We start from the raw sequence: 22,452 nt of genomic DNA, 5'->3' as shown, positions 1-22,452 counted from the left end.
TTCACGTTGATAGACAAAGTATGGGATCAAACAATCCGCAATGTCAACTATCTGGCTTTCAAGTAGCATGTGGCGAATGAACGACGCTCAATCGTTGTCGAACGTGGTCGGAAGCAACCTGAAGCGGCTGAGAACGGAGTCAGGCTGGACATTGGAAGCTGTCTCAGTGGTTGCGCGGAGAAGAGGACTGCGGTGGTCGCCGAGCAGAGTCGCGGACATGGAAGGCGGTCGAGTCGCAGCTACCTTGCCCACCGTTATCGCGCTGACTGTCGCCCTTAACGACCTACTTCATGAGTCAGTCACCTTGGGCGACTTGCTCATCTCTGACCTGCCAGTCGAAGTCAACCCATCACTCGGGGTCGCGTCCGACAAACTGCGGTCCTGGTTCTTTGGAAAGCCTGCCGAACTGCCGACGACCAAGGTCATTGGCCCCCTGCGGCTGAGGCTGGGCGGTTCAGGCGTTGCCTACGACTTGGAAGCGCTCAGCGACGCAGATGGCGTCGACCCACAGCTTGTCGAGCAGATACACGCAACGTTCGGAGAGACAGAAGCACGCATTAGCGACGGGATGGACATCAGTCCGATCCGTCTCGCAGTTCTGTCAGCGAAGCTCTGGGGCCGCGCATTCGCGTCTGAGAGGGACGCAAGGGCCGGTGCACATGCGAATCCCCAAAAACGTGGACGCATTACCCGTGAGCTCAAAGATGAACTGAATCAGGAGATTCGCCACCATGGCGACAGTCGATAGCTACACCACCGCCGCAGGGAAACGTTATCGAGTTCGGTACCGCACCCCCGACCGCAGACAGACCGACAAGCGCGGGTTCAAGACCAAGCGCGACGCACTCGCATTCCTCTCAACAGTCGAGGTTGAGATGATGCGCGGCGAGTATGTTCCGCCGGGGCTGGGCAGGATTACCGTCAGTGAGTTCGGCCCGCAATGGTTGTCGCGCAAGGAATCTGACCTAAAACCGTCCGCTTACAAGTCAATCGAGACTGCGTGGCGCGTTCACGTCAGCCCCCGATGGGGCACCACGCGGCTGGCGGACATCACGCTTGATTCTGTCGAGCGGTGGATCGCCGATCTAGGACGCGCTGGTAAGGGTGCCACCGTTGTGATCCGCGCCTACGGCGTACTGGCCGGAGTGCTGGACTCAGCCGTCAAGGCGAAGCGACTTGCGAAAAACCCGGCACGCGGTGTCGAGAACCTTCCCCGGAAGCAGAGGAAATCACATGTCTATCTGTCCCACACCGAAGTACACGAGCTTGCGGCCGCATCCGGTCAGCACCGCGTGCTCGTGTTCGTTCTGGCATACTGCGGCATTCGATGGGGTGAGGCAATCGGACTGCGTGTGCGTCACCTCGATCTCCTCCGCAAGCGCCTGAACGTTGTTGATAATGCAGTGCAGGTAGACAACAAGATTCACGTCGGAACACCGAAATCACACAAGACGAGAGCAGTCCCGGTGCCTGCATTTCTCGTGGGTGAGCTTGCGCAAATATGCGTAGGCAAAGGTCGAGATGATCTCGTGTTCTCCGGACGCAATGGTGACTATCTTCGGCGATCGGTATCGTCCACGGGTTGGTTTACACGAGCGGTCGTCACGTCGGGGGTGCCCCGGCTTACGCCTCACGACCTTCGACATACGGCGGCGAGCCTGTCGATCAGCGCCGGTGTGAACGTGAAGGCGCTTCAGCGGATGCTCGGACATGCGTCCGCAGCGATGACACTCGATGTCTATGCAGACCTCTTCGATGACGATCTGGACGCCGTGGCGGTAGCTCTAGATCGTGCGATGTCCGCGCAGGTTGTGGGCAGAGTGTGGGCAGATCAATCAACAGATGCCGAGACCGGGACAGAGAAAGGGCCCTGACCTGCACGATTCGGTGCGGTCAGGGCCTTGCCTATTGGCGGAAGCGGAGGGATTTGAACCCCCGGACGCTTTTACACGTCTCTCGCTTTCAAGGCGAGTGCATTGGGCCGCTCTGCCACGCTTCCGTGTGCGATCTTAAACGGCTCGGCGGCCCGAGTCCCAATCGCCCCTCATCGTCGCGGTGCCGCAACCGAGGTGTCCATCGCTGCGTCGACCTTCTCGAAGATGGTGCCGAGCACCACGAGTTCCTCTGGAGAGAGCAGATCGACGAGATGCCGGCGCACACTGCGCACATGGGTGGGTGCCGCCTCCGCCAATCGTCGACGGCCCTCCTCGGTGATCACCGCGAGCACACCTCTGCCGTCGTCGACGCAGGTACTGCGAGTGACCATGTCCTGAACTTCCATTCGCCTGATCTGATGCGTCAGGCGACTTCTCGAAGACAGGACACCGTCGGCCAGCTCGCTCATTCGAACCGAGCCGTCGACCGATTCGGACAACATCACCAGGATGCGGTATTCCGCCATCGACAGATCGTGGCCATCCTGCAGATCCTTGTTCAGTACCCCCATCAATCGTTGCCCGCCGTCCATGTAGGCGCGCCATGCTTTCATTTCCGCAGTGTCGAGCCACTGCGGGTCCCCCCCGGAACCAATGGCTAGTTCGGCTGTCACCCGTGACATCTTAGGCAAGAAATCTACCGACGAGTAGCTTGCACTGGTTGAATGTTCGATTCGAGTCCGAGACCTATGGTCGAGTTATGACAGATCCCAATATCGAACCGCCGTACGTTGCCGCAGCCGACAGATACGAGTCCATGCACTTTCGGCAAGTGGGATCACGCGGACCGAAGCTCCCGGCGATCTCGTTGGGACTGTGGCACAACTTCGGCGACGACGTTCCAGTGATGAACCAGCGCGCGATCCTGCGTCGCGCCTTCGATCTGGGGATCACGCACTTCGATCTGGCCAACAACTACGGCCCGCCCTACGGCAGTGCGGAGAAGAATTTCGGTCGCATCTTCTCGGAGGATTTCGCCGGCTATCGCGACGAGCTGATCATTTCGAGCAAAGCCGGCTGGGACATGTGGCCAGGCCCTTACGGGTTCGGTGGTTCTCGAAAATATTTGCTCTCGTCGCTGGACCAATCGTTGACGCGCATGCGCCTGGACCACGTCGACATCTTCTACAGCCACCGACCCGACCACGACACCCCGATCGAGGAAACCGCGGGCGCGCTGATCAGCGCGGTTCAGCAGGGCAAGGCCCTGTACGCGGGCATCAGCTCCTACAAGCCCGAGGGGACGCAGAAGATGGCGGATCTGCTCGCCGACGCGGGTGTTCCACTGCTGATTCACCAGCCCAGCTATTCGATGGTCAATCGCTGGATCGAGCCCGAACTTCTCGGCACACTCGACGCGATCGGCGCAGGCGTCATCGCGTTCTCCCCCTTGGCGCAGGGCATGCTCACCGACAGGTACCTCGACGGTATTCCTGCGGATTCGCGTGCAGCACAAGGTAAGTCGTTGAACCCGGATTGGCTCACCGACGACCACGTCGGACACCTTCGGGCATTGAACGACATCGCCGCCGCCCGCGGTCAATCCCTCGCACAGCTCGCGCTGAGCTGGGCCCTGCGCGACCCGCGGGTGACGTCCGTCCTGATCGGCGCATCGAGCGTCGAACAGCTGGAGAACAACGTGGCTGCGCTGGACAACCTCAACTTCACCGACGACGAGCTGGCCCAGATCGACCAGCACGCCGAGGACTTCGGAATCAACCTCTGGGACCTGTAGGAGTGCCTGCGGCAGTGGTGCGACTCTGCCTGTGGGTCGTTCCGCAGGCTCCACTCCGGAGTGCTCCTGGGGCACTTAACCGCACCACTGCCCATCTGGGTCGTTCCGCAGGCTCCACTCCTGCCGCCGGAGGCGCACTATGGAGACATGCGTGCCATCACACTCAAAGAATTCGGCGACCCCGACGTCATGGAATGGACCGAGGTTCCCGACCCACGTCCGAGCCGCGGGCAGGTGATCGTCGACGTCTCGGCCACGGCCATCAACCGTGCCGATCTGATGCAGCGTCAAGGCAACTATCCGCCGCCCCCGGGTGCCAGCGACATTCTCGGCCTCGAATGCTCGGGCATCATCTCCGAACTCGGCGAAGGCGTCAGCGGTTGGAACGTGGGCGACAGAGTCTGCGCACTGTTGGCCGGGGGTGGCTATGCAGAGCAGGTCGCGGTGCCCGCCACTCAGCTGTTTCCGATTCCGCAGGGGCTCGATCTGCATGTGGCGGCGGCACTTCCGGAGGTCGCATCCACAGTGTGGTCCAACCTGGTGATGGACGGACACATGCGCTCGGGCCAGGTATTGCTCATCCACGGTGGTGGTAGCGGAATCGGTACGCACGCAATCCAAGTGGCCAAGCAGATGGGCGTCACCGTCGCGGTCACCGCCGGCTCGAAGTACAAGCTGGACATGTGCGCCGATCTCGGTGCGGACATCCTCATCGACTACAAGAACCAGGACTTCGTCACCGAGATTCGTTCACAGACAAAAGACCACGGAGCCGACCTGATCCTGGACAACATGGGAGCGAAGTACCTCGATCGAAATCTCGACGCCCTGGCCATGGACGGCACCGTCGTCACCATCGGGATGCAGGGCGGCGTGAAGGGAGAGCTGAACTTCGGCAAACTCCTCGCCAAGCGCGGATCGGTTCACGCTGCCGGGTTGCGCGGGCGCCCCGAGACCGGACCGTCGAGCAAGGCCAACATCGTCGCGGACATGACGGAGCACCTGTGGCCGCTGATCTCCGAGGGACGCGTCACTGCCGTCGTGCACGCCGAAATCCCGATAACCGAAGCGGCGCAGGGACATCGAATGCTCGACGAGGCCGAGACGATCGGGAAAGTGATCCTGCGAGTCCAGTGATTGCGTCTGAGGTCGTGAGCGGAACCTCGTAGTGGGCTACGAGGTTTCGTGCACGTGCGGCGCAGCCGCTCAAAGAGCGAGCGCGGTGAGTGCTTTGACGAGCTGATCGATTTCGTAGCGGGTTGTGTACGGAGCCAGACCGATGGAGACGGCACCACCCTCGTCGTTGACTCCGAGGGCGTCGAGGAGACGACTGCCGCCGTGGACTCCGCTGACACTGCCGATTCCCGCCTGCGCGAGTTGCTCGGACACCTTCACCGCAGGCACACCCTCGACCGTGAAACTCACGGTGGGGACACGGGTGGGCGCATTGCCCAGCACCATGACGTGATCCAGCGAATTCAGCGCCTTCATCAAGTAGTCGAACAGCCCGTCGTGGTAGTACTGCAGCGATCCGATCGAAAGCTCGAGACGCTCACGGCGGGTTCCAGTTGCGGCATCGTCGAGATTGGCCAGGTAGTCGATGGAGGCCACCACACCGGCCAACAACGCGTACTGGTGACTGCTGACCTCGAGCCGGGCGGGCCCCTTGGCCGACGGGTTGAGCGACATCGACGGAAGTTGTTCCAGCAGGGTCGGATCGCGGAAGATCAGCGCGCCGACGGACGGGCCACCCCACGCAGCGGCATCGATCGCAACGACGTCGGCTCCGAGTTCCTTGATGTCGACGTGGGCGTACGGAGCAGCTCCGGCTGCGTCGACGACGATCAGTCCGCCCACCTCGTGCACCAGATCTGCTGCAACCCTGACATCGGGTGCGCTGCCGACGACCGGCGACGCCGCAGTGACCGCGACGAGCCTGGTGGTGGAGGTGATGAGTTCGTCGAACTGCCACGTGGGCAGCTCGCAGGTATCGATTTCGACTTCGGCCCATTTGACGTGCGCGCCGGTTCGGCTGGCCACCCGCAGCCACGGCGCAACATTGGCTTCCTCGTCCAAGCGCGAGAGCACCAGCCCGGTTCCCAGACCGAGCCGTGAGCTCATCGACTCGGCGAGCCACGACAGCAGCGTCGCGCGGTCCGGTCCGATGACGACCCCGGACGGATACGCACCCACCAGATCGGCAATCGCCACGCGCGCGGATTCGAGCAGAGCTGCACTCCGCTTGGCTGCGATGTTACCGGCCGAGTGGTTGGACGCGCTGTGCCGAAACGCCGTGGACACCGCGGTCGACACCCGATCCGGTATCAACATCCCCAGCTGAGGGTCCAGATGAATCCACCCGTCGCCGAGGGAGGGAATGGACCCTCTTACCCGCGCGACGTCGTACCCCATGCCGGACACTCTAAGCGCCGACCGGTGAAGCATGTGTTCCACGTCCCGTTTCGCCAGGGAACGGTTGCCCACTTCGCACGCTCGATCCCTCCCTGCTTCCACATTTGTCCGACGAGCCCCGGTTGTTCTCTCGACGAACTACTGTTCCCGACGACCGAACCAGGATAATCGCCCCGGACGATCGCGCAACGACGAGCGACGCGTAAAGATGGGTACATGACCCAATCCGAGTCGAACAGTGCCCCCGATGACCACGTCGTTGTGATCGGCCCAAACGGAGAACCGCTCGCCCTGAGCCGCGAGGAAGCGACGGCCGCAGCCGCCCGCGCCGCCGGATCGTCGGCGAACGAGGATTCGGACGACGGGTCGGGCCTGTCGGAGATGGTCGAGCAACCCGCGAAGGTGATGCGCATCGGCACGATGATCAAGCAACTGCTCGAGGAAGTGCGCGCCGCCCCGCTCGACGACGCCAGCCGGACGCGTCTCAAGGAAATCCACAAGTCGTCGATCCACGAACTCGAACAGGGACTCGCGCCGGAACTGCGCGACGAGCTCGAGCGTCTGGTGCTGCCCTTCGGGGACGACGTCATCCCCACCGACGCGGAACTACGGATCGCACAGGCGCAGCTCGTCGGCTGGCTCGAAGGACTGTTCCATGGCATCCAGACGGCACTGTTCGCGCAGCAGATGGCCGCCCGCGCCCAACTCGAGCAGATGAGGCAGGGCGCGTTGCCTCCCGGTGTGATGGGCGCTCCGGGTAGCGGCCACAGTGGAAGCGGTACCGGCCAGTACCTGTAGAAGGTGCGAGTTGCGCCTGCGGAATGAGCCAGGGCGTTCAGACGGGTAGTGTCGACCGTCGTGTCGGCACCAGCGAAGGATCCCGAGAGCGAGGCAGGAGAACAGATGCCTGCTCCGGTTTCGGACTCACAGACTTATCGGCGCGCGTTCGGCGATCTGCGAACCGGTTTCAATCAGCGCGAACTGTGGCTTCATCTCGGCTGGCAGGACATCAAACAGCGTTATCGACGGTCGGTGATCGGTCCGTTCTGGATCACCATCGCCACTGGCGTGCAAGCCATCGCCATGGGTCTGTTGTATTCGGTACTTCTGGACATCGACCTGCGCTCGTTCCTGCCGCACGTCACTGTCGGTCTGATCATCTGGAACCTCATCAGTGCCGCGATTCTCGAAGGCGGGGACGTCTTCGTCGCGAACGAGGGTCTGATCAAGCAGCTGCCGAGCGCGCTCAGTGTGCACGTGTATCGCCTGGTGTGGCGTCAACTGCTGCTGCTCGGCCACAACATGCTGATCTACGTGATCATCATCGCGATCTTCTGGCCCGAGGGTGGGCTGCACTGGACCGTGATCTTCGCGATCCCGGCGCTGGTGCTGATCCTGCTCAACGCCGTGTGGGTGTCCATCCTGTTCGGCATCATCGCCACCCGCTACCGCGACATCGCCCCGATTCTTGGCAGCTTCGTCACGCTGATGTTCTTCATGACGCCGATCGTGTGGACCACATCGGGCCTGCAGCAAATGGGCGGCGAGGCCGCGAACCGCGCCAAGCTGGTCGAGATCAACCCGCTGTTCCACTACCTCGACATCATCCGCGCCCCGCTGATCGGCGAGGATCAGCAGGCGTACCACTGGTACATCGTGCTCGGCTTCACCGTCGTCGGCTGGGCGCTGGCCATTCTCGCTCTCAAGAAGTACCGGGCCCGCGTGCCCTACTGGGTTTAGGGGTCAGCAGTTGTCCATCAGCATCAGTACCCATGACGCATGCGTCGACTTTCCGATCTTCGACGCCAAGACGCGGTCGCTGAAGAAGGCATTCCTCGGTAAGGCCGGCGGTGCCATCGACCGAAACTCCTCCGACGTCGTCGTCGTCGAAGCACTCAAGAACATCACGATGAACCTGAAGGACGGCGATCGCGTCGGACTGGTGGGTCACAACGGCGCGGGCAAGTCGACGCTGCTGCGTCTGCTCTCGGGCATCTACGAGCCGACGCGTGGCAGCGCCACCATCCGCGGCCGCGTCGCGCCGGTGTTCGATCTGGGCGTCGGTATGGACCCGGAGATCTCCGGCTACGAGAACATCATCATTCGTGGCCTGTTCCTCGGCCAGACGCGCAAGCAGATGCTCGCGAAGATGGACGAGATCGCCGACTTCACCGAACTCGGCGACTACCTGGACATGCCGCTGCGTACCTACTCGACGGGTATGCGGGTGCGCGTCGCGATGGGCGTGGTCACCAGCATCGACCCCGAGATCCTGCTGCTCGACGAGGGCATCGGTGCGGTCGACGCGGAATTCATGAAGAAGGCGCGGCACCGACTGCAGCAATTGGTGAAGCGCTCGGGAATCCTGGTGTTCGCCAGCCACTCCAACGAATTCCTGGCTCAGCTGTGCGACACCGCGATGTGGATCGATCACGGCCAGATTCGCCAGCAGGGCGGCATCGAGGAAGTGGTGCGGGCATACGACGGCGAGGACGCGGGAGACCACGTCGCGCAGATCCTGAAGGAGATCGAGCGCGAGGACAACGCGGGTGCCTGACCGGATTATCGGGGTCATAGTCACGCACAAGCGTCGTGAATTGTTGGCTCTGTCGCTCGATGTGATCGGTGCGCAGACCCGTCCGCTCGATCATCTGGTCGTCGTCGACAACGCCGACGAGCCCGCTGTCCGTGAGTTGGTGGAGTCGACGGCCCTGCCGACGACGTACCTGGGCTCGCAGCACAATCTCGGCGGCGCGGGCGGGTTTGCCCTCGGTATTCTGTATGCGCTTTCGCTCGGTGCGGATTGGGTGTTTCTCGCCGACGACGACGGCCGCCCCGAGGGCCCGAGGGTGCTCGAGACTCTGTACGACTGCGCCCTCGCCCACGGCCTCGACGAGGTCTCCCCCGTTGTGTGCGACATCGACGATCCGGATCGGCTGGCGTTTCCGCTCCGCCGCGGCGTCGAGTGGCGCCGGCTGCGGTCGGAGTTGATCGACCCGGAGAATCCGGACGACGATCTCCTGGAGGGCATCGCGTCGCTGTTCAACGGTGCCCTGTTCAAGGCGTCGACGATCGATGCGGTGGGCGTGCCCGATCTGCGGCTGTTCGTGCGCGGCGACGAGGTGGAAGTGCATCGTCGGCTGCAACGCTCGGGCCTGAAGTTCGGCACGTGCCTCACCACCGCCTACGTCCACCCCAACGGGGCCGAGGAGTTCAAGCCGATCCTCGGTGGACGGATGCACACGCAGTATCCGGAGGATGCGACCAAGCGGTACTTCACCTACCGCAACCGCGGATACCTGATGTCGCAGCCCGGCATGCGAAAGCTGTTGCCGCAGGAGTGGATTCGGTTCACCTGGTTCTTCCTGATCACCACTCGTAACCCCAAGGGACTGGCCGAGTGGTTCCGGCTGCGCGGGCTGGGGCGTCGGGAACACTTCCGCCGACCCTGACGCGGCCTCCAAGGGGTGCGCGTACCCACGTGATACCGCTACCGTGTGCCCATGACAGAACCTCGGAAGCTCGCGGATCGCATCAAGTCGTCGGCACGGGAGAAGCTGCAGCGAGTCATCGGCGAGGTTCTGGATAAGCAGACGGATCAGTTGGCGCTGCGAACCAACGAACAGCAGGAGAAACTACTCGAGGTGGTCGAGCGGCAACGTCGCGAGATTGCCGACCTGCACACGTTCGTGCGCGGGCTCGAACACCGCACGCGCCGCGATCTTTTCTACGCCTCCGAGGTGGAAGCTGCCGCGCAGAGCGCCGAGTTCGCCGAAGAGATGATGCCGCTGACACCGACGTTTCTGGGGCCGCACGCCACGCTGCGCTTCGCGCTCGGTGAGGTCTCCATCCGCGGCATGGCCCTCGAGTTCGGCGTTGCCAGCGGCACGACCCTCGAGATCATCGCCGAGGAGTTGGCGTCGCGCAAAGACATCACCGTCGTCGCCGGCTTCGACGTCTTCTCCGGTCTACCCGAGACGTGGCGTACCGGTTTTCCGAAGGGACTGTTCGAGCAGGAGAGCATTCCCGAAGTGCCGGGCGCGCAGATCGTCCCCGGATTGTTCGAGGATTCTCTGCCGGGCTTCCTGAAGGGACACCACGAGAAGTTGGCCTTCCTGCACCTCGACGCCGACCTGTACTCCTCGACGGTCACCGTGCTGAATCTGGTGGCCGACCGACTCGCCGTGGGCACCGTCATCGTGTTCGACGAGTACTTCAATTTCCCCGGCTGGCGCAACCACGAGTACCGGGCGTGGACGGAATTCGTCGCACGCACCGGCACCGAGTTCGACTACCTCGGCTACACCGCCGACAACGAACAGGTCGTCGTGCGGATTCGCACGGCACCCAGGCTTCGATCGAACTAGCTACTGCCCGTACAGGCGAGCCCAGTTCTCTCGGCTCGTCAGCTTCGGCACGGCGGCACGGTACGACGCGGCAACCGTCGGCGTCTCGGTGCGCAAACGCTTGAGTGCGGTCACTCCGCGCTTGAGCAGTTCGGACGCATGGGCCTTGTCGCGCTTGCGAACTCGGACGCCTTCTTGCGAGCGATCGGTGACGATCGCGTGCGAGAACAGCGAGACGTGCCACCAGTGCGCGTCGTCGGCCGAGATGGCGACGGGGCCAGGGTTCACGGTGCCGCGCCACTGATTGAGCACTCGCTTGGCAAGCACGGCGAATTCCATGCTCTTCTTCGGGTGCGGGCCCGCAGGAGTGATGAACATGTCGGCCGGACGCACTCCGGGAACGTCGTTTGCGTTGTGCCGCTTCGTTTCTCCGTAGGCAGCACGTTCGCGTCGGATGGAACCGGCGGCGTCCATACCGCCGTCGAGCAGATTGTCCGGGCCTGCCAAGAAGTCTTCGACGGCCTTGATCAGCGTGTACGCCATGCCGTACTGCATCGACACCAGGTAGCGGAGCAGGTCGGTGAAGAGTTGCTTCGCGAGCGTCTTACCGTCGAGTTCGATGTGCAGGGCGGCGGTGATCATGCCGTTGCGCAGGTTGAAGTAGCGGTGCCACTCGTCCCAGTCCTTCCATGCGAAGTCGGCGTGCCAGACGGCCGCACCCGGGAGCGTGACGGTGGCGAATCCGTTTGCGCGAGAGCGGTATCCGTACTCGATGTCGTCCCACTGGAAGAACAGCGGCAACGGGTACCCCACCTGTCCGACGATCTCGGACGGGATGAGGCACGACCACCAGCCGTTGTATCCGGCGTCGACGCGGACGTCCTGCTGGCGCTTGCGCTTGAACGCACTCTTGTCCGAGATCGCGTTCTTGACGTGGATTCCGGCTTCGAGCTTCTGCAGGTTCGCCACCTCGGCACCGACGTGCACACGGTCGGGGTGGAGCAGGTACAGCATCTGCGCGCCGATGATGGCGGGCTCGACGGTCATGTTGGCGAACGAGTTCATGCGCACGATCGCCTCGGGCTCGCACAGCACGTCGTCGTCCATGAAGATCACGTTGGCCGGATCGCCACCCTTGCCCTGTACCTCGTAGAGGCCACGGGTGAACCCGCCTGCGCCGCCGAGGTTGGGCTGGGTGATGTAGACGAGCTTGTCGCCGAGCTCGGCCGCCACGCGCTGGAACTTGTCCCGCGTCTGCACCTGATCGGTGCCCTGATCGATCACGTAGACGTTGTCGACACCGAGCAGCGCAATCGGGTCGTCCGCCATCGCGGCAACGGTGTTGGCGCAGTCGTCGGCGCGGTTGAACGTGCAGATCACCACCGAGGTGGGTCGCAGCTTCTCGGGCGCGGCGACGGTCCACTCGGCGTCCTGCACCGACAACTCACTCGACGCGGTCGTGAAGCGGACGTACAGCGCGCCGCCGTCGAGGAACTGCGTGGTGGCCACCGGAACGGCCAACTGAGTCGACGCGTTTGCGGAGTCCACCGTCGTGCTGGCCATCGTGCGCTCGTGGCCCTTGTAGTCGGTCGCAACCAGATCGACTCGGCCGGCACCGGAGACGTTCGCCTGGAAGACCACCTCGGTGACCGAGGTCCACCGCTGCCAGTAGCTGGCCGGGAACCGTCCGAAATAGCTGTTCGTGTGCAGCACGCTGCGCTTGGCGATCCGCGCGCCGGTGCGGGTGCGCTCGGCATTGCCCTTGCCGACGGAGCTGTACATATCGGCACTGACCAGGGGCGACGGGCCGTCGAACAGAAGTCTCTGAACAGTCAGCTCGGACCGGCTGTCACCGCCGGAAGAAGCGAACACATCCGATGCGGAGCCGAGACGATCGAGAGCAGTGCCGTCCATACCGAGAAATACCCCATCCAGTTCGAGTAGTGGCTCTGTGCGGCCGTGGAGAGAAGAAGACCACTGACCATGGTTGCACAGCCCACGGCAGAACCGTCCGACGCTCGCCGTCTACTCCGCGTCCCGAACCCTGTCCATCAGCACGCGAGCAGCATCGACCGGGTGTGTGTACGGCCACCAGTGGCCTGCATCGACCTGGACGACGCGCAGGTCGGGGATCCATCGATCCAGACCGTCTGTGAGGTTCGGCGACAGCATGCGGTCGTGTGTAGGAGCCACCACGGTGGTCGGGACGGCGCACCGCGGAGCAGGCCCGCGGAGCACACGCCGCAGCACGTTGGCCCGGTACAGGGCGATGCCGCGCTGCTGGTCGGCCGCGATCGGGGTCGGCTCCCCGTCGGCACCCAGTCGCGCCAACAATGCCGGCACGCGGGTGCCCAGCACGGGCACGTGAAACCCGAAGACGTACCAGGACCGGGCCAACTGCCCCACCAGTGACGGCCAACGCTGTGGCCGCACCAGCCGCGCCCGTGCCACCTGCCGCAAATGATCCAGACTGGGCCCCGACACCGACGTGTACGACGCGAAGGCGGTGGCAGCCCGAGGAGCGGCCATCGCCTCCCACATCTGGACCGACCCCCAGTCGTGGGCAAAGACGTGCACCTTGCCGGTGAGCCCCGGAATCGACTCGACCACCGCGAAGGCATCTCGCGCCAGCTGCTCGATGGCAACGTCCGCCGCAGGCTCGAGCACGGCCGCTCCGCTGCCTCGCGTGTCGTAGGCGATCACCCGAACCGCTTTGCCGAGCTCGGCGATCAGCGGATCGAACACGTGATGATTGTCGGGATAGCCGTGCACCAGCAGCACCGTCGACCGCGCGGACGGGTTTCCGTATTCGAATACGGGAAGCTCGGCACCGGACGTGCGTACCGTCCAGCCGGTCATCCTGCGTCCGTCAGGGCGTGCAGAGTGCCACCACGCAACAGGTGAGCAATCATTCTCAGCCGCATGGCTTCCTGCTCGGGCTGCGGATGGACCACGGCCGCCAACGCCTCACCGTCGAGTAGGTGCACCACGGTGAAGATCACCGTTTCCAGATGCCGAGGATCGATCACACCGGCGACCGGTAGCGCTCGTGCGAGTTCACCTATCTGCTCGTGATATCGAACAGTGAACGGCTGCAGCCTCTCTCGTAGCTCCCCGTCGCTGCGGGCGGCGGTCAGCAGCTCGTACCAGGCCCCGTTGATGGGGGCGCGGCACGCAGCCCTGAGCAGTTCGAGGCAGTGTTCGATCGACGCGCTGTCGAAACCGGACAGGCCGCGGCGAAACTCCACGAACTGACGTCGGCGAACCTCGTCGGCCGCGGCGACGATCAGGTCGAGCCTGGTGTCGAAATGCCGAAACATGGCACCGGACGACACCCCCGCGCGGTTGACTATCTCGCTGACACTGGTTGCGGCGTAGCCCTTCTCGCACAACGATGCAATGGTCGCATCCAGCAGTTTTCCGATGGTCTCGGTGCGGCGCTGCTGTTGACTCGGGCTCACACACGCTCCCGACGACGGGGAGCCGTGACAGTGCCTGCCCGCAGGAAGCTACCTGCACGCTCCGACACACCGAACCACGGCGCAAAGGTGCCGCCGGAGAACACCACTCGGCCCGCGACCAGGGTGGCGGTGACAGCGCGGTCGTTGCGATTGACCATTCGACTCAGGCCACCGAACTCCGGCATGGTCTCCTCTCGGTAGGCCAGGACCTCCTCGTCCAGACCCTTCGGGTCGATCACGACGATGTCGGCACGATCGCCCACCCGAAGGTGTCCGGCGTCGACACCGTAGAAGTCGGCCAACTCGCCGCTGAGCTTGTGCACCGCCTTGTCGACGGTCATGAACGGCCGTCGATCGTTGCGTGCGTCGTGCACGCGGTGCAGCAACCGGATGCCGAAGTTGTAGAACGCCATGTTCCGCAGATGAGCACCGGCATCGGAGAACCCCACGGTGACCCCGGGCTGGTTGATCAGCTTGTCCATCTGCCGCTTGCGATGATTGGCAACCGTGGTGTGCCAGCGCAGCTTTCGGCCGTGCTCGACCACCAGATCCAGGAATGCGTCGACCACGTGCACACCACGCTCGGCCGCGACCTCAGCAATGTTCTTTCCGACGACCGACGCATCGGGGCACTCGGTGATCTCGGCGTCGGCGAAGTCACGATGCCAGACGCGTGAGCTGAACTTCTTCTCGAAATCGGCACGGAACCAGCGGCGGTAGGCCTCGTCCGAGAGCAACTCGTTGCGGCCCAACTCTTCTCGTAGATGAAGAGCTGCGCGGCCCGAACCGAACTCCTCGAACACGACCAGGTCGATGCCGTCGGAGTAGACGTCGAACGTGGTGGGCAGGTGCTGCCAGCGGAACTGCCCCTTGCCCGGCCCGTTGACCATCCGAGCCAGTGGACCGAAGACACGATGAATCCAGGGCGACGCCTTCGCGTCCGCCGCGGCGAGCAGCGAGATCTTGAGCGGAGTGCGGCCGATCCCGGTGGCCGAGGCGAGGAAGAACAGCATGTCGTACTTGGTGTTCAGGTTCGGGATGCTCTGCAACAGCCGCCCGCGTCGACGCAGAATCTTGTGGAGTGCACGGAACTCACTCCACCGCGCGTACGAGGACGGCAACGACCGAGACCGGTACCGATCCCCGTCCAACTTGTCCCACGGATTCGTCATGGTCGACATTCCGAGCAGCCCGGCATCGAGAGCCTGCTCGAGCGCGTCGGACATGGCACGCCATTCCTCGCGGGTGGGCTTCTGACTGCGATCGGTCGAGCGGTCCAGGCCCATCACGTGCGCGCGCAGATCCGAATGACCCACCAGCGCTGCGATATTGGGGCCGAGTGGCAGGCGCTCGAGCGCTGCAATGTACTCGTCGGGGCTGTTCCACGTCTTGTGCGTATCGACCGCTTTGAGCACATGATCGCGCGGCAGCGCCTCGACCCGACTGAACAGGTCTGCGATGTCGACCGGGGTGGAGTAGAGCGTCGACAACGAACAGTTCCCCAGCAGAACCGTCGTGACCCCGTGCCGGACGGACTCTTCGAGGCCCGGCCCGACGAGTACTTCGGCGTCGTAATGGGTGTGTACGTCCACGAAGCCCGGCGTGACCCACTTGCCGGTGGCATCGACCACCTCGGTCGTCGCGCCCGCCTCGAGCGGTGTGGCCGACACGGCCCGCACGACGCCGTCGACGATGCCCACATCCGCTCGAACTCCCGGGCCGCCGGATCCGTCGTACACGGTGCCGCCGGTGATGACGACGTCGAAAGGAGTGTTCGCGTTCATGTGACCTCCGTCATAGGATGCCGAAACTCTAACTTAGAGAGTGATCACTCGCAATAGCCGCGTTGCTGCAGACATCGGCGTCGTGCACGACTCGACGTTTCGGTTACCGGGCACCTCGAGAGCTAGAGTCGGGTGTCTTTGCCCGAACTCACGGAGTTGACCTTGCCCACCACGGATACCCAGATCGCGCGCGGCTCTCTGCCCGACGGCAAACGAGAGCGCATCGTATGGGGCGCGGCGATCGCCGCAGTCGTCGTGTTGGGCTATCTCCTGATACTCAGCGTCGACCCGCGCTTCTTCTACATCGACGACACCGAATCCGGAGCCATTCCCAACTGGCTTCAGCTCGGGCGCATCATGCGCGACGGCCACTTTCCGTCCCTCGTGCTCGATCAGTGGATGGCGGGCAACTATCCCGTCGAAGGCCAGGGCGGCCTGTGGAACCCGGTGCAGATGGCGATCAACTACATCTCGCCGTCCATCGACAACCTGGTACTGCTCGCAACGGTGGTCAAACTCGGCTTCTCGATCCTGCTGGCCTGGGGCGTCTATCGCGTCGCACTCACCTACGGAGCGCGCGCCAACTGGGCCGCCGTCGCGGGCGCGAGTGCACCGTTCGTCGGCTTCACCCTGTTCTTCGAGAACACCTCGTGGGTGACCGCACTCATCGGCACCGCGTACATCACCAACGCGTGGGCGAGCTCGGTGAAATACGCCCGCGGCCGCAGCGGCCCCATCGTGCCGTTCGTGTTCCTCTACCTGGCCATCAGCGTGGGTTACGTACACGCTGCGGTCATGGCCGGCGTGATGATCGGCTCCGTCGCGATCGGCGAACGCCTGTTCCAGCGCCTGTGGCGACCCGCTCTGAAGGTGTGCAGTGTCGGCATCGCAGCGGCCGCGTGCGGGGCTGTGACCTTCCTTCCTGGAGTACTGACCTCGGCGGTCACCTGGCGCAGCGGTGACGAGGGAACGTTCAACGACAACTTCCTGACGGCACCGTGGTCGGAATCGCTGACCGCGAGCATCCCCACGGCCGTGACGAGCATCGAATCGTGGGCGGGCGAGACCACCGAGTCCCCGGTCACCTACATCGCCTGGTTCGTCGTCCCCGCGCTCGCGTTCATCGCGTGGCGTCGGGTGCCCGCGGCCTTGCGTGAGCTGACCGCACCGCTGATTCTGCTGGCGTTCGCATTGGTCTTCACAGCCGGGCCGAGCGACATCGGCCCCATCCGCTGGCCTGCGCGCATCCTTCCCTTCGTCGCCATCGTCGCGCTGATTCTCGTGGTCACCCTGATCAGTCGATACGGAACTCTCGACAAGCTGCGGCCCCGGCTGCTCGCAGCCGGTCTGTTGACACTGGTGCTGTTGCTGCGCGCCGGGTCCTCGGGACCCGAGTTCTTCGGCCGCCACATCCTCGCCGCGCTGGCCATCCTGCTCGTCGGCGCACTCGCGCTGCTGCTGGCCCACCGCTTCTCCACCCGGGCGACGGCAGCGCTGCTCCTCGTCACGATCGCGCCGGTTGCGATGTACCAGGTGGCCACGTACGAGCCGCCGTTCGACAAATGGTGGCTGCCCGCATCTCAGTCCGAAGCCAAGGCGCAGTTCCCGCAATGGCAGGGCTCGACGTTGCAACTCGGCAGCCGCGCTCTGACCGAAACTCAGGCCGACGGGCCGGACGACCCCCAGCTGCCGTGGCACTCCCAGGTGTACGGCAACTCCGCCAAGGTCATGGGCCTGGACTACGTCAACGCCTACACCCCCGTCGGCTACCTCGATTTCGCCAATCTGCTGTGCTTCGAGCACGAAGGATCGACCTGCACGGATGCCTTCGGCCGACTGTTCGAGATCGAGCCGTACACCGGTAAGACCTACGCGGATCTGATGCAGCTAGACCGCGTCGTTCTGCAGAAGCTGCAGTATCCGTTCGCGGATTCCCAACCCGCGCCCGCAGGCTGGCAGTGGGTGACCGCACCCACCCCCGAGTCGGCTCGCCAGGTCTTCGTCCTCGAACGTGTCGACGGGCTCATCCCCTCGACGTCCGGACGCGTCGTCGCGACGGTGGACGCCACAGCCGAACCCCGCAGCTCCGACGCCGACTCCGAGCACGTCGACGTCAGTGCGCCAGACGGCGGAAGCGTCGTCTTCTCGCGGCTGGCGTGGCCCGGGTACACCGCGACGCTGAACGGTGAAGAGCTGCAGACGAAGGGCTTGGCCGACATCTTCCTGTACGTCGACCTGCCGCCCGGCACCGAGAACGCGGACCTCGAGATCACCTTCCGGCCGCCGGGCGAACGCCTCGGACTGGCCGCGATGGCAGGCGGAGTGCTGGTGCTGATCGGCCTGGTGGTGCTCGATGTGCGACGGCGCAGAAGCTCCTCCGCGGCGAAGTTCGATGGTAACGCCGAGAGCAGATAGGGTCAGACCTCGTGATGTCCGACGACGCTGCTGCTGATCCGCACCGCATTTCCATCGTGGTTCCGGTCTATCAGGGCGAGCGGACACTCAGCGCGCTGATGGACGAGATCATTCCGTTGACCCAGGTGGTGCACACTCCCCTCGGCCGGCCGATGATCGTCGAAGAGGTTCTGCTCGTCTTCGATCACGGACCCGACAACTCCGCTGCCGTCATTCGGCAGCTCACCGCTGCGCACACGTTCGTTCGCGGCGTATGGCTCAGTCGCAACTTCGGCCAACACCCGGCCACGCTGGCCGGTATGGCATCGAGTGGCGGCGAGTGGATCGTCACCATGGACGAGGACGGTCAACACGACCCGGCGGCCATCGGCGGCATGCTCGATACCGCCCTCGACCGGCAGTCCACCGTGGTGTACGCCAAGCCCACCAATGTCGCACCGCACGGATTGTGGCGTAACGCCGCCTCCCGCGGTTCGAAGTGGCTGATCGCCAAGGCTCTGGCCGGGGACAACACCGTCGACTACCAGAGCTACCGACTGGTGCTCGGTGAAGTCGGTCGTTCCGTCGCCGCGTACGCCGGTTCCGAGGCCTACCTCGACATTGCTCTCGGGTGGATCGCAGGCGACGTCTCGACGAGTCCGGTCGCTTTGCGGGAGGAAGTGGATCGTCGATCGGGTTACCGACTGCGGACACTGCTCTCGCATTTCTGGCGGATGGTGCTCTCGAGCGGCACCAAGGGACTGCGAATGGTCAGCTTCATCGGCCTCGCCTTCGCGCTGCTCGGCCTGATTCTCGTCGCCTATGTGCTGATCTCGTACTTCGTGTTCGATTCGGGTGCCGAGGTGCGAGGCTGGGCATCGACGATGGTGATCCTGCTGTTCGGCTTCGGGGCAACCCTGTTCTCACTCGGAGTAGTGGCCGAATACGTCGGCGTCAACGTCAAGACCGCCATGGGTAAGCCGCCGTACCTGATCGTCACCGATCCCGGAAACGGCCCACTCGGACGCACCGCGCCTGCAGAATCAGTCGAGAATTCACAGTCGACCGACAACACGCAGTCGACGTGACCGCGACGCACACCTGGATCGTCGGCAGCGGCGGGCTACTCGGCGCAGCAGCGACCCGGGAGGTGCAACGCCGCGGGCATCGCGTGCACACCAGTACGATCCCTTGGACAAACAAGGCGTTGGCCGAAGAAGCTCTGCTGCAACGCTGTTCGGAATTCTTCGACTCGTTCGACGACGGTGCATGGAACGTGATCTGGGCCGCGGGCGCGGGTGTGAACGGCACCAGCGCAGCGCAATTCGCTCAGGAGAACGAGCTGATTCGCACAGTCCTCTCGCGCATCGAAGCAGTAGCCGCCGAACGCGCCGACACCGGAACGGTCTTCCTCGCCTCGTCCGCAGGGGGCGTGTACGCGGGCGCACTCGGAGCGCCGCATCATGAAGGAACGCAGCCGGTTCCGTTGGGCGACTACGGCTTCGCGAAGCTGCAGTCCGAAGCCATCGCGACCGACTTCGGTGAACGCACCGGCATCAACGTGGTGATCGGCCGCTTCGCGAACCTCTACGGCCCGGGTCAGAATCTCGCGAAACCGCAAGGCCTGATCTCACACCTGTGCCGCGGATACCTGATGGCCTCGCCCGTATCGATCTTTGTGCCGATGGATACGCTGCGCGACTATCTCTACGTGTCCGACGCGGCCGAGATGGTGGCCGACACCCTCGAGATGTCTGCCGGACAATACCTTTCGCCGACGGTCAAGATCTTCGCCTCCGGTGAGGCCGTCACGATCGGTTCGATCCTCGGAGCGTGCCGGACAGTCTTTCGCCGACGGCCGAACGTGGTGCTCGCGGCATCTCCCCTCGCCGCCTTCCAAGGCCGCGATCTGCGACTGCGGTCGACGGTCTGGCCGGAAATCGATCGTCGCACCCATCGAACGTTGCCTGCCGGCATCGCGTCGACGTTGTTCGCGACGCGTCAAGCATTGGCGGTCGGCCGATGACCGAACCGCAGACTCCCGCTCCCCCAGCCGGCATGAGCGGTGCGCCCGGCCCACTGATGCGCATCGTCAAGAATCAGAAGATCGCATTCCTCCTCGTCGGCGGCGTCAACACCGGGTTGGGCACCGCGTGGTTCATCCTGTGGCAGTTGCTCATCGGTGAGCAGTACGGCTACCACGCCGCCATCGTCCTCGGCTATCTGTGCAACGTGCTGTGCGCGTTCGCGATGTACCGCTACCTGGTGTTCCGCGTGCGCGGGCACTTCCTGCGAGATCTGCTGCGGTTCTTCGTCGTCAACTTCGGCGCGTTCCTGGCGAACATATCGTTGATGACCATCGCCGTATCCGTGCTCCACTTCCCGCCCATCCCTTCACAATTGGTCGTCACAGCAGTGATGGCAGTCGTCAGCTTCTTCGGCTACCGCGACTTCTCGTTTCGCAGAAAGAGCCAGGCCCCCACACCATGACCCCCCGTGTTTCCGTCGTCGTCCCGGCATACAACAACGCCGAATACCTGGCCGAGACCATCGATTCGATTCTCGCCCAGACGTTCACCGACTTCGAGCTCGTCATCGCCGACCACTCGTCGACCGACGACACCCTCGCCGTCGCGCAGAAGTTCGACGACCCCCGCATCCGTGTTCTGACGACCCCGGCCGGTGGTGGCGCACAGGCCAACTGGAACCGCGTCACCGAGGAGGCCACGGGCGATCTGATCAAACTGGTGTGCGGCGACGACACCATCGCGCCCACCGCGCTGGCCATCCAGGTGCAGGCATTCGACGACAACCCGGCCGCTGTTCTGGTCGCCTCGCAGCGCACCCTCATCGACGCCTACGGCAAGACGGTGATCGCCGCCCGCGGGCTCGGCGGACTGCATGGACGGGTTTCCGGCCGCGTCGCAGCCAGAACCGCAGTTCGGGCCGGTGCCAACATCTTCGGTGAACCGGGCGGCGTCATGATGAAGCTGTCGGAGCTTCGCGAGGTCGGCCTGTGGGACAACAGCCACCCCTACCTGATCGACCAGGCCACCTTCATCGCGGTCGCCCTACGCGGCGACATCGTCGCCATCCCACAGCCACTGGCGTCGTTCCGCATCAACTCGGGACAGTGGAGCGTCGAGCTGGCCACCCAGCAGGCACGTCAGGCTGCGGACTTCCATCGCTCACTGCAAGCAAGCGATCCGACGTTGCTGTCCAACGGCGACGTACGCATCGGAAACGCCAAGGCTCTGATGACGTCGTTCATGCGTCGTGCAGTGTACTTGTTACTGCGCCACCGGATGTCGCGCAGCAGCTAGGGCAGTACGGACTCTTTGGCTGCGTATGTGGCCTCGGTGGCGTCTTTCTGCGGTCGCCACCACTGCTCGTTGTCGCGGTACCAGTCGACGGTGGCTTTCAGGCCGGCCCGGAAGTCGACATAGGTTGGCGTCCAACCCAATTCGGTGCGGAGCTTGGTCGAATCGATGGCGTAGCGCAGATCGTGGCCGGGGCGGTCGGTGACGAAGTCGAAGGCGTCGGGTGCGTTGCCGGTTTCTTCGAGAATCGCTTCGAGGACGGTGCGATTATTCGCTTCGCCGTCGGCTCCGATGAGGTAGGTCTCGCCGATGCGCCCACCGTCGATGATGGCCCAGACGGCACTGTTGTGGTCGTCGACGTGGATCCAGTCGCGCACGTTCTGCCCGGCACCGTAGAGCTTGGGGCGGGAGCCGCTGAGGATGTTGGTGATCTGACGCGGGATGAACTTCTCCACGTGCTGGTAGGGGCCGTAGTTGTTGGAGCAGTTGGAGATGGTGGAGCGGACCCCGAACGATCGCGTCCAGGCGCGTACCAGCAGATCGCTGGAGGCCTTGGTCGAGGAGTACGGGCTCGACGGGTTGTACGGGGTCGATTCGGTGAAGCGCGCTGGGTCGTCCAACTCGAGATCGCCGTAGACCTCGTCGGTGGAGATGTGGTGGTAGCGGACGTCGTGTTCGCGGACCGCATTGAGCAACGTGGTGGTGCCGATGACGTTGGTGTGCACGAACGGCCACGGGTCGGTCAACGAGTTGTCGTTGTGGGATTCGGCGGCGAAGTGGACGACCAGATCCGTCTCGCGAACGAGGCGGTCGACGAGGTCGGCGTCGGCGATGTCGCCGTGCACGAACTCGATCCGGTCGGCGACTGGCTCGAGGGATGCCTTGTTGCCTGCGTAGGTGAGCTTGTCGAGCACGGTGACCTGCGAGTCGGGGCGCTGCGCGAGGGTCTGATGTACGAAGTTCGCGCCGATGAACCCGGCCCCACCCGTGACAAGAATTCTCATGAACGGGCACTTTACCGGTGGAGACTCGTGCGGGCCGTTCTTGTCGGGCGCGCATGCTAGCT

The 22,452-nt window shown here is 63.9% G+C and carries 21 protein-coding genes and 1 tRNA gene; 14 read left to right on the top strand and 8 right to left on the bottom strand.

Going from position 1 to position 22,452, the window contains the following annotated elements:
• The first annotated feature begins 76 nt into the window (after positions 1 to 76).
• Together ACQR3T_RS11870 and ACQR3T_RS11865 are read left to right on the top strand one after the other, a co-directional pair.
• On the top strand, positions 77 to 748 hold the full coding sequence (locus tag ACQR3T_RS11870) for a helix-turn-helix domain-containing protein (protein ID WP_428693527.1): 672 nt from the start codon (positions 77 to 79) through the stop codon (positions 746 to 748).
• Positions 732 to 1,874 carry a tyrosine-type recombinase/integrase gene (locus ACQR3T_RS11865; protein ID WP_428693526.1) on the top strand — a complete coding sequence of 381 codons (1,143 nt, stop codon included), beginning with the start codon at positions 732 to 734 and terminating at the stop codon, positions 1,872 to 1,874. Before ACQR3T_RS11870 ends, ACQR3T_RS11865 begins: the two co-directional genes overlap by 17 nt.
• A 35-nt stretch (positions 1,875 to 1,909) precedes the next feature.
• Here ACQR3T_RS11865 and ACQR3T_RS11860 read toward each other — a convergent pair.
• Together ACQR3T_RS11860 and ACQR3T_RS11855 are read right to left on the bottom strand one after the other, a co-directional pair.
• Positions 1,910 to 1,999: transfer RNA gene (locus ACQR3T_RS11860), tRNA-Ser, on the bottom strand.
• A gap of 45 nt (positions 2,000 to 2,044) precedes the next feature.
• Positions 2,045 to 2,557, bottom strand: coding sequence for a MarR family winged helix-turn-helix transcriptional regulator (locus tag ACQR3T_RS11855; RefSeq protein WP_428693525.1), 513 nt, complete (start codon positions 2,555 to 2,557; stop codon positions 2,045 to 2,047).
• A 77-nt stretch (positions 2,558 to 2,634) separates the two neighbouring features.
• Between ACQR3T_RS11855 and mgrA the strand changes: the two genes are divergently transcribed.
• Together mgrA and ACQR3T_RS11845 are read left to right on the top strand one after the other, a co-directional pair.
• The gene (gene mgrA / locus ACQR3T_RS11850) at positions 2,635 to 3,669 is read left to right on the top strand and encodes an L-glyceraldehyde 3-phosphate reductase (protein ID WP_428693524.1); all 1,035 of its coding nucleotides are present in this window, start codon (positions 2,635 to 2,637) and stop codon (positions 3,667 to 3,669) included.
• Positions 3,670 to 3,816: 147 nt separating this feature from the next.
• The gene (locus ACQR3T_RS11845) at positions 3,817 to 4,806 is read left to right on the top strand and encodes an NAD(P)H-quinone oxidoreductase (RefSeq protein WP_428693523.1); all 990 of its coding nucleotides are present in this window, start codon (positions 3,817 to 3,819) and stop codon (positions 4,804 to 4,806) included.
• A 69-nt stretch (positions 4,807 to 4,875) separates the two neighbouring features.
• Here ACQR3T_RS11845 and ACQR3T_RS11840 read toward each other — a convergent pair whose 3' ends face one another.
• Entirely contained in the window at positions 4,876 to 6,081 is a 1,206-nt protein-coding gene (locus ACQR3T_RS11840; RefSeq protein ID WP_428693522.1) for a cysteine desulfurase-like protein, read from the bottom strand.
• Positions 6,082 to 6,297: 216 nt separating this feature from the next.
• Here ACQR3T_RS11840 and ACQR3T_RS11835 point away from each other — a divergent pair, with 216 nt between their 5' ends.
• Genes ACQR3T_RS11835 through ACQR3T_RS11815 form a run of 5 tightly spaced genes read left to right on the top strand, consistent with a single transcriptional unit; the run spans position 6,298 to position 10,448 of the window.
• Complete coding sequence (locus tag ACQR3T_RS11835; RefSeq protein WP_428693521.1) at positions 6,298 to 6,879, top strand: bacterial proteasome activator family protein; 582 nt, start codon at positions 6,298 to 6,300, stop codon at positions 6,877 to 6,879.
• 60 nt (positions 6,880 to 6,939) lie between these two features.
• Positions 6,940 to 7,821, top strand: coding sequence for a galactan export ABC transporter permease subunit Wzm/RfbD (wzm, locus tag ACQR3T_RS11830; protein ID WP_032381189.1), 882 nt, complete (start codon positions 6,940 to 6,942; stop codon positions 7,819 to 7,821).
• A gap of 16 nt (positions 7,822 to 7,837) precedes the next feature.
• Positions 7,838 to 8,638: a galactan export ABC transporter ATP-binding subunit Wzt/RfbE gene (gene wzt / locus ACQR3T_RS11825; RefSeq protein WP_196249244.1), complete on the top strand. Its 801-nt coding sequence runs from the start codon at positions 7,838 to 7,840 to the stop codon at positions 8,636 to 8,638.
• Positions 8,631 to 9,533 carry a galactofuranosyltransferase GlfT1 gene (gene glfT1, locus ACQR3T_RS11820; protein WP_428693520.1) on the top strand — a complete coding sequence of 301 codons (903 nt, stop codon included), beginning with the start codon at positions 8,631 to 8,633 and terminating at the stop codon, positions 9,531 to 9,533. The genes wzt and glfT1 overlap by 8 nt, the downstream gene beginning before the upstream one ends.
• A gap of 51 nt (positions 9,534 to 9,584) precedes the next feature.
• On the top strand, positions 9,585 to 10,448 hold the full coding sequence (locus ACQR3T_RS11815; RefSeq protein WP_428693519.1) for a TylF/MycF/NovP-related O-methyltransferase: 864 nt from the start codon (positions 9,585 to 9,587) through the stop codon (positions 10,446 to 10,448).
• Here the strand turns inward: ACQR3T_RS11815 and ACQR3T_RS11810 are convergent, their stop codons facing one another.
• From ACQR3T_RS11810 to ACQR3T_RS11795, 4 genes are all read right to left on the bottom strand, one after another.
• Complete coding sequence (locus ACQR3T_RS11810; RefSeq protein ID WP_428693518.1) at positions 10,449 to 12,341, bottom strand: glycosyltransferase; 1,893 nt, start codon at positions 12,339 to 12,341, stop codon at positions 10,449 to 10,451.
• Positions 12,342 to 12,452: 111 nt separating this feature from the next.
• Positions 12,453 to 13,286 (bottom strand): alpha/beta fold hydrolase, encoded by an 834-nt coding sequence (locus ACQR3T_RS11805; RefSeq protein WP_428693517.1) that lies wholly within the window; start codon positions 13,284 to 13,286, stop codon positions 12,453 to 12,455.
• Complete coding sequence (locus ACQR3T_RS11800; protein ID WP_428693516.1) at positions 13,283 to 13,888, bottom strand: TetR/AcrR family transcriptional regulator; 606 nt, start codon at positions 13,886 to 13,888, stop codon at positions 13,283 to 13,285. Before ACQR3T_RS11800 ends, ACQR3T_RS11805 begins: the two co-directional genes overlap by 4 nt.
• Positions 13,885 to 15,672: an N-acyl-D-amino-acid deacylase family protein gene (locus ACQR3T_RS11795; protein ID WP_428693515.1), complete on the bottom strand. Its 1,788-nt coding sequence runs from the start codon at positions 15,670 to 15,672 to the stop codon at positions 13,885 to 13,887. The genes ACQR3T_RS11800 and ACQR3T_RS11795 overlap by 4 nt, the downstream gene beginning before the upstream one ends.
• A 132-nt stretch (positions 15,673 to 15,804) precedes the next feature.
• Here ACQR3T_RS11795 and ACQR3T_RS11790 point away from each other — a divergent pair, with 132 nt between their 5' ends.
• Genes ACQR3T_RS11790 through ACQR3T_RS11770 form a run of 5 tightly spaced genes read left to right on the top strand, consistent with a single transcriptional unit; the run spans position 15,805 to position 21,389 of the window.
• Entirely contained in the window at positions 15,805 to 18,087 is a 2,283-nt protein-coding gene (locus ACQR3T_RS11790; protein WP_428693514.1) for a hypothetical protein, read from the top strand.
• A 14-nt stretch (positions 18,088 to 18,101) separates the two neighbouring features.
• On the top strand, positions 18,102 to 19,154 hold the full coding sequence (locus ACQR3T_RS11785) for a glycosyltransferase (protein WP_428693910.1): 1,053 nt from the start codon (positions 18,102 to 18,104) through the stop codon (positions 19,152 to 19,154).
• Positions 19,151 to 20,092, top strand: a complete 942-nt coding sequence (locus ACQR3T_RS11780; RefSeq protein WP_428693513.1) for an NAD-dependent epimerase/dehydratase family protein — start codon at positions 19,151 to 19,153, stop codon at positions 20,090 to 20,092. The genes ACQR3T_RS11785 and ACQR3T_RS11780 overlap by 4 nt, the downstream gene beginning before the upstream one ends.
• The gene (locus tag ACQR3T_RS11775; protein WP_032381099.1) at positions 20,089 to 20,556 is read left to right on the top strand and encodes a GtrA family protein; all 468 of its coding nucleotides are present in this window, start codon (positions 20,089 to 20,091) and stop codon (positions 20,554 to 20,556) included. The genes ACQR3T_RS11780 and ACQR3T_RS11775 overlap by 4 nt, the downstream gene beginning before the upstream one ends.
• Positions 20,553 to 21,389 (top strand): glycosyltransferase family 2 protein, encoded by an 837-nt coding sequence (locus tag ACQR3T_RS11770; protein ID WP_428693512.1) that lies wholly within the window; start codon positions 20,553 to 20,555, stop codon positions 21,387 to 21,389. The genes ACQR3T_RS11775 and ACQR3T_RS11770 overlap by 4 nt, the downstream gene beginning before the upstream one ends.
• On the opposite strand, the gene rfbB is transcribed toward ACQR3T_RS11770, so the two are convergent.
• The gene (rfbB, locus tag ACQR3T_RS11765) at positions 21,386 to 22,390 is read right to left on the bottom strand and encodes a dTDP-glucose 4,6-dehydratase (protein WP_428693511.1); all 1,005 of its coding nucleotides are present in this window, start codon (positions 22,388 to 22,390) and stop codon (positions 21,386 to 21,388) included. The genes ACQR3T_RS11770 and rfbB overlap by 4 nt on opposite strands.
• Positions 22,391 to 22,452: the final 62 nt, after the last annotated feature.

The organism is Rhodococcus sp. IEGM1428, assembly GCF_050321865.1.
In the GTDB taxonomy this organism is placed as follows: domain Bacteria; phylum Actinomycetota; class Actinomycetes; order Mycobacteriales; family Mycobacteriaceae; genus Rhodococcoides.
Note: the sequence above shows the minus strand (reverse complement) of the source record. Positions and strands in the feature narration are given on the sequence as shown.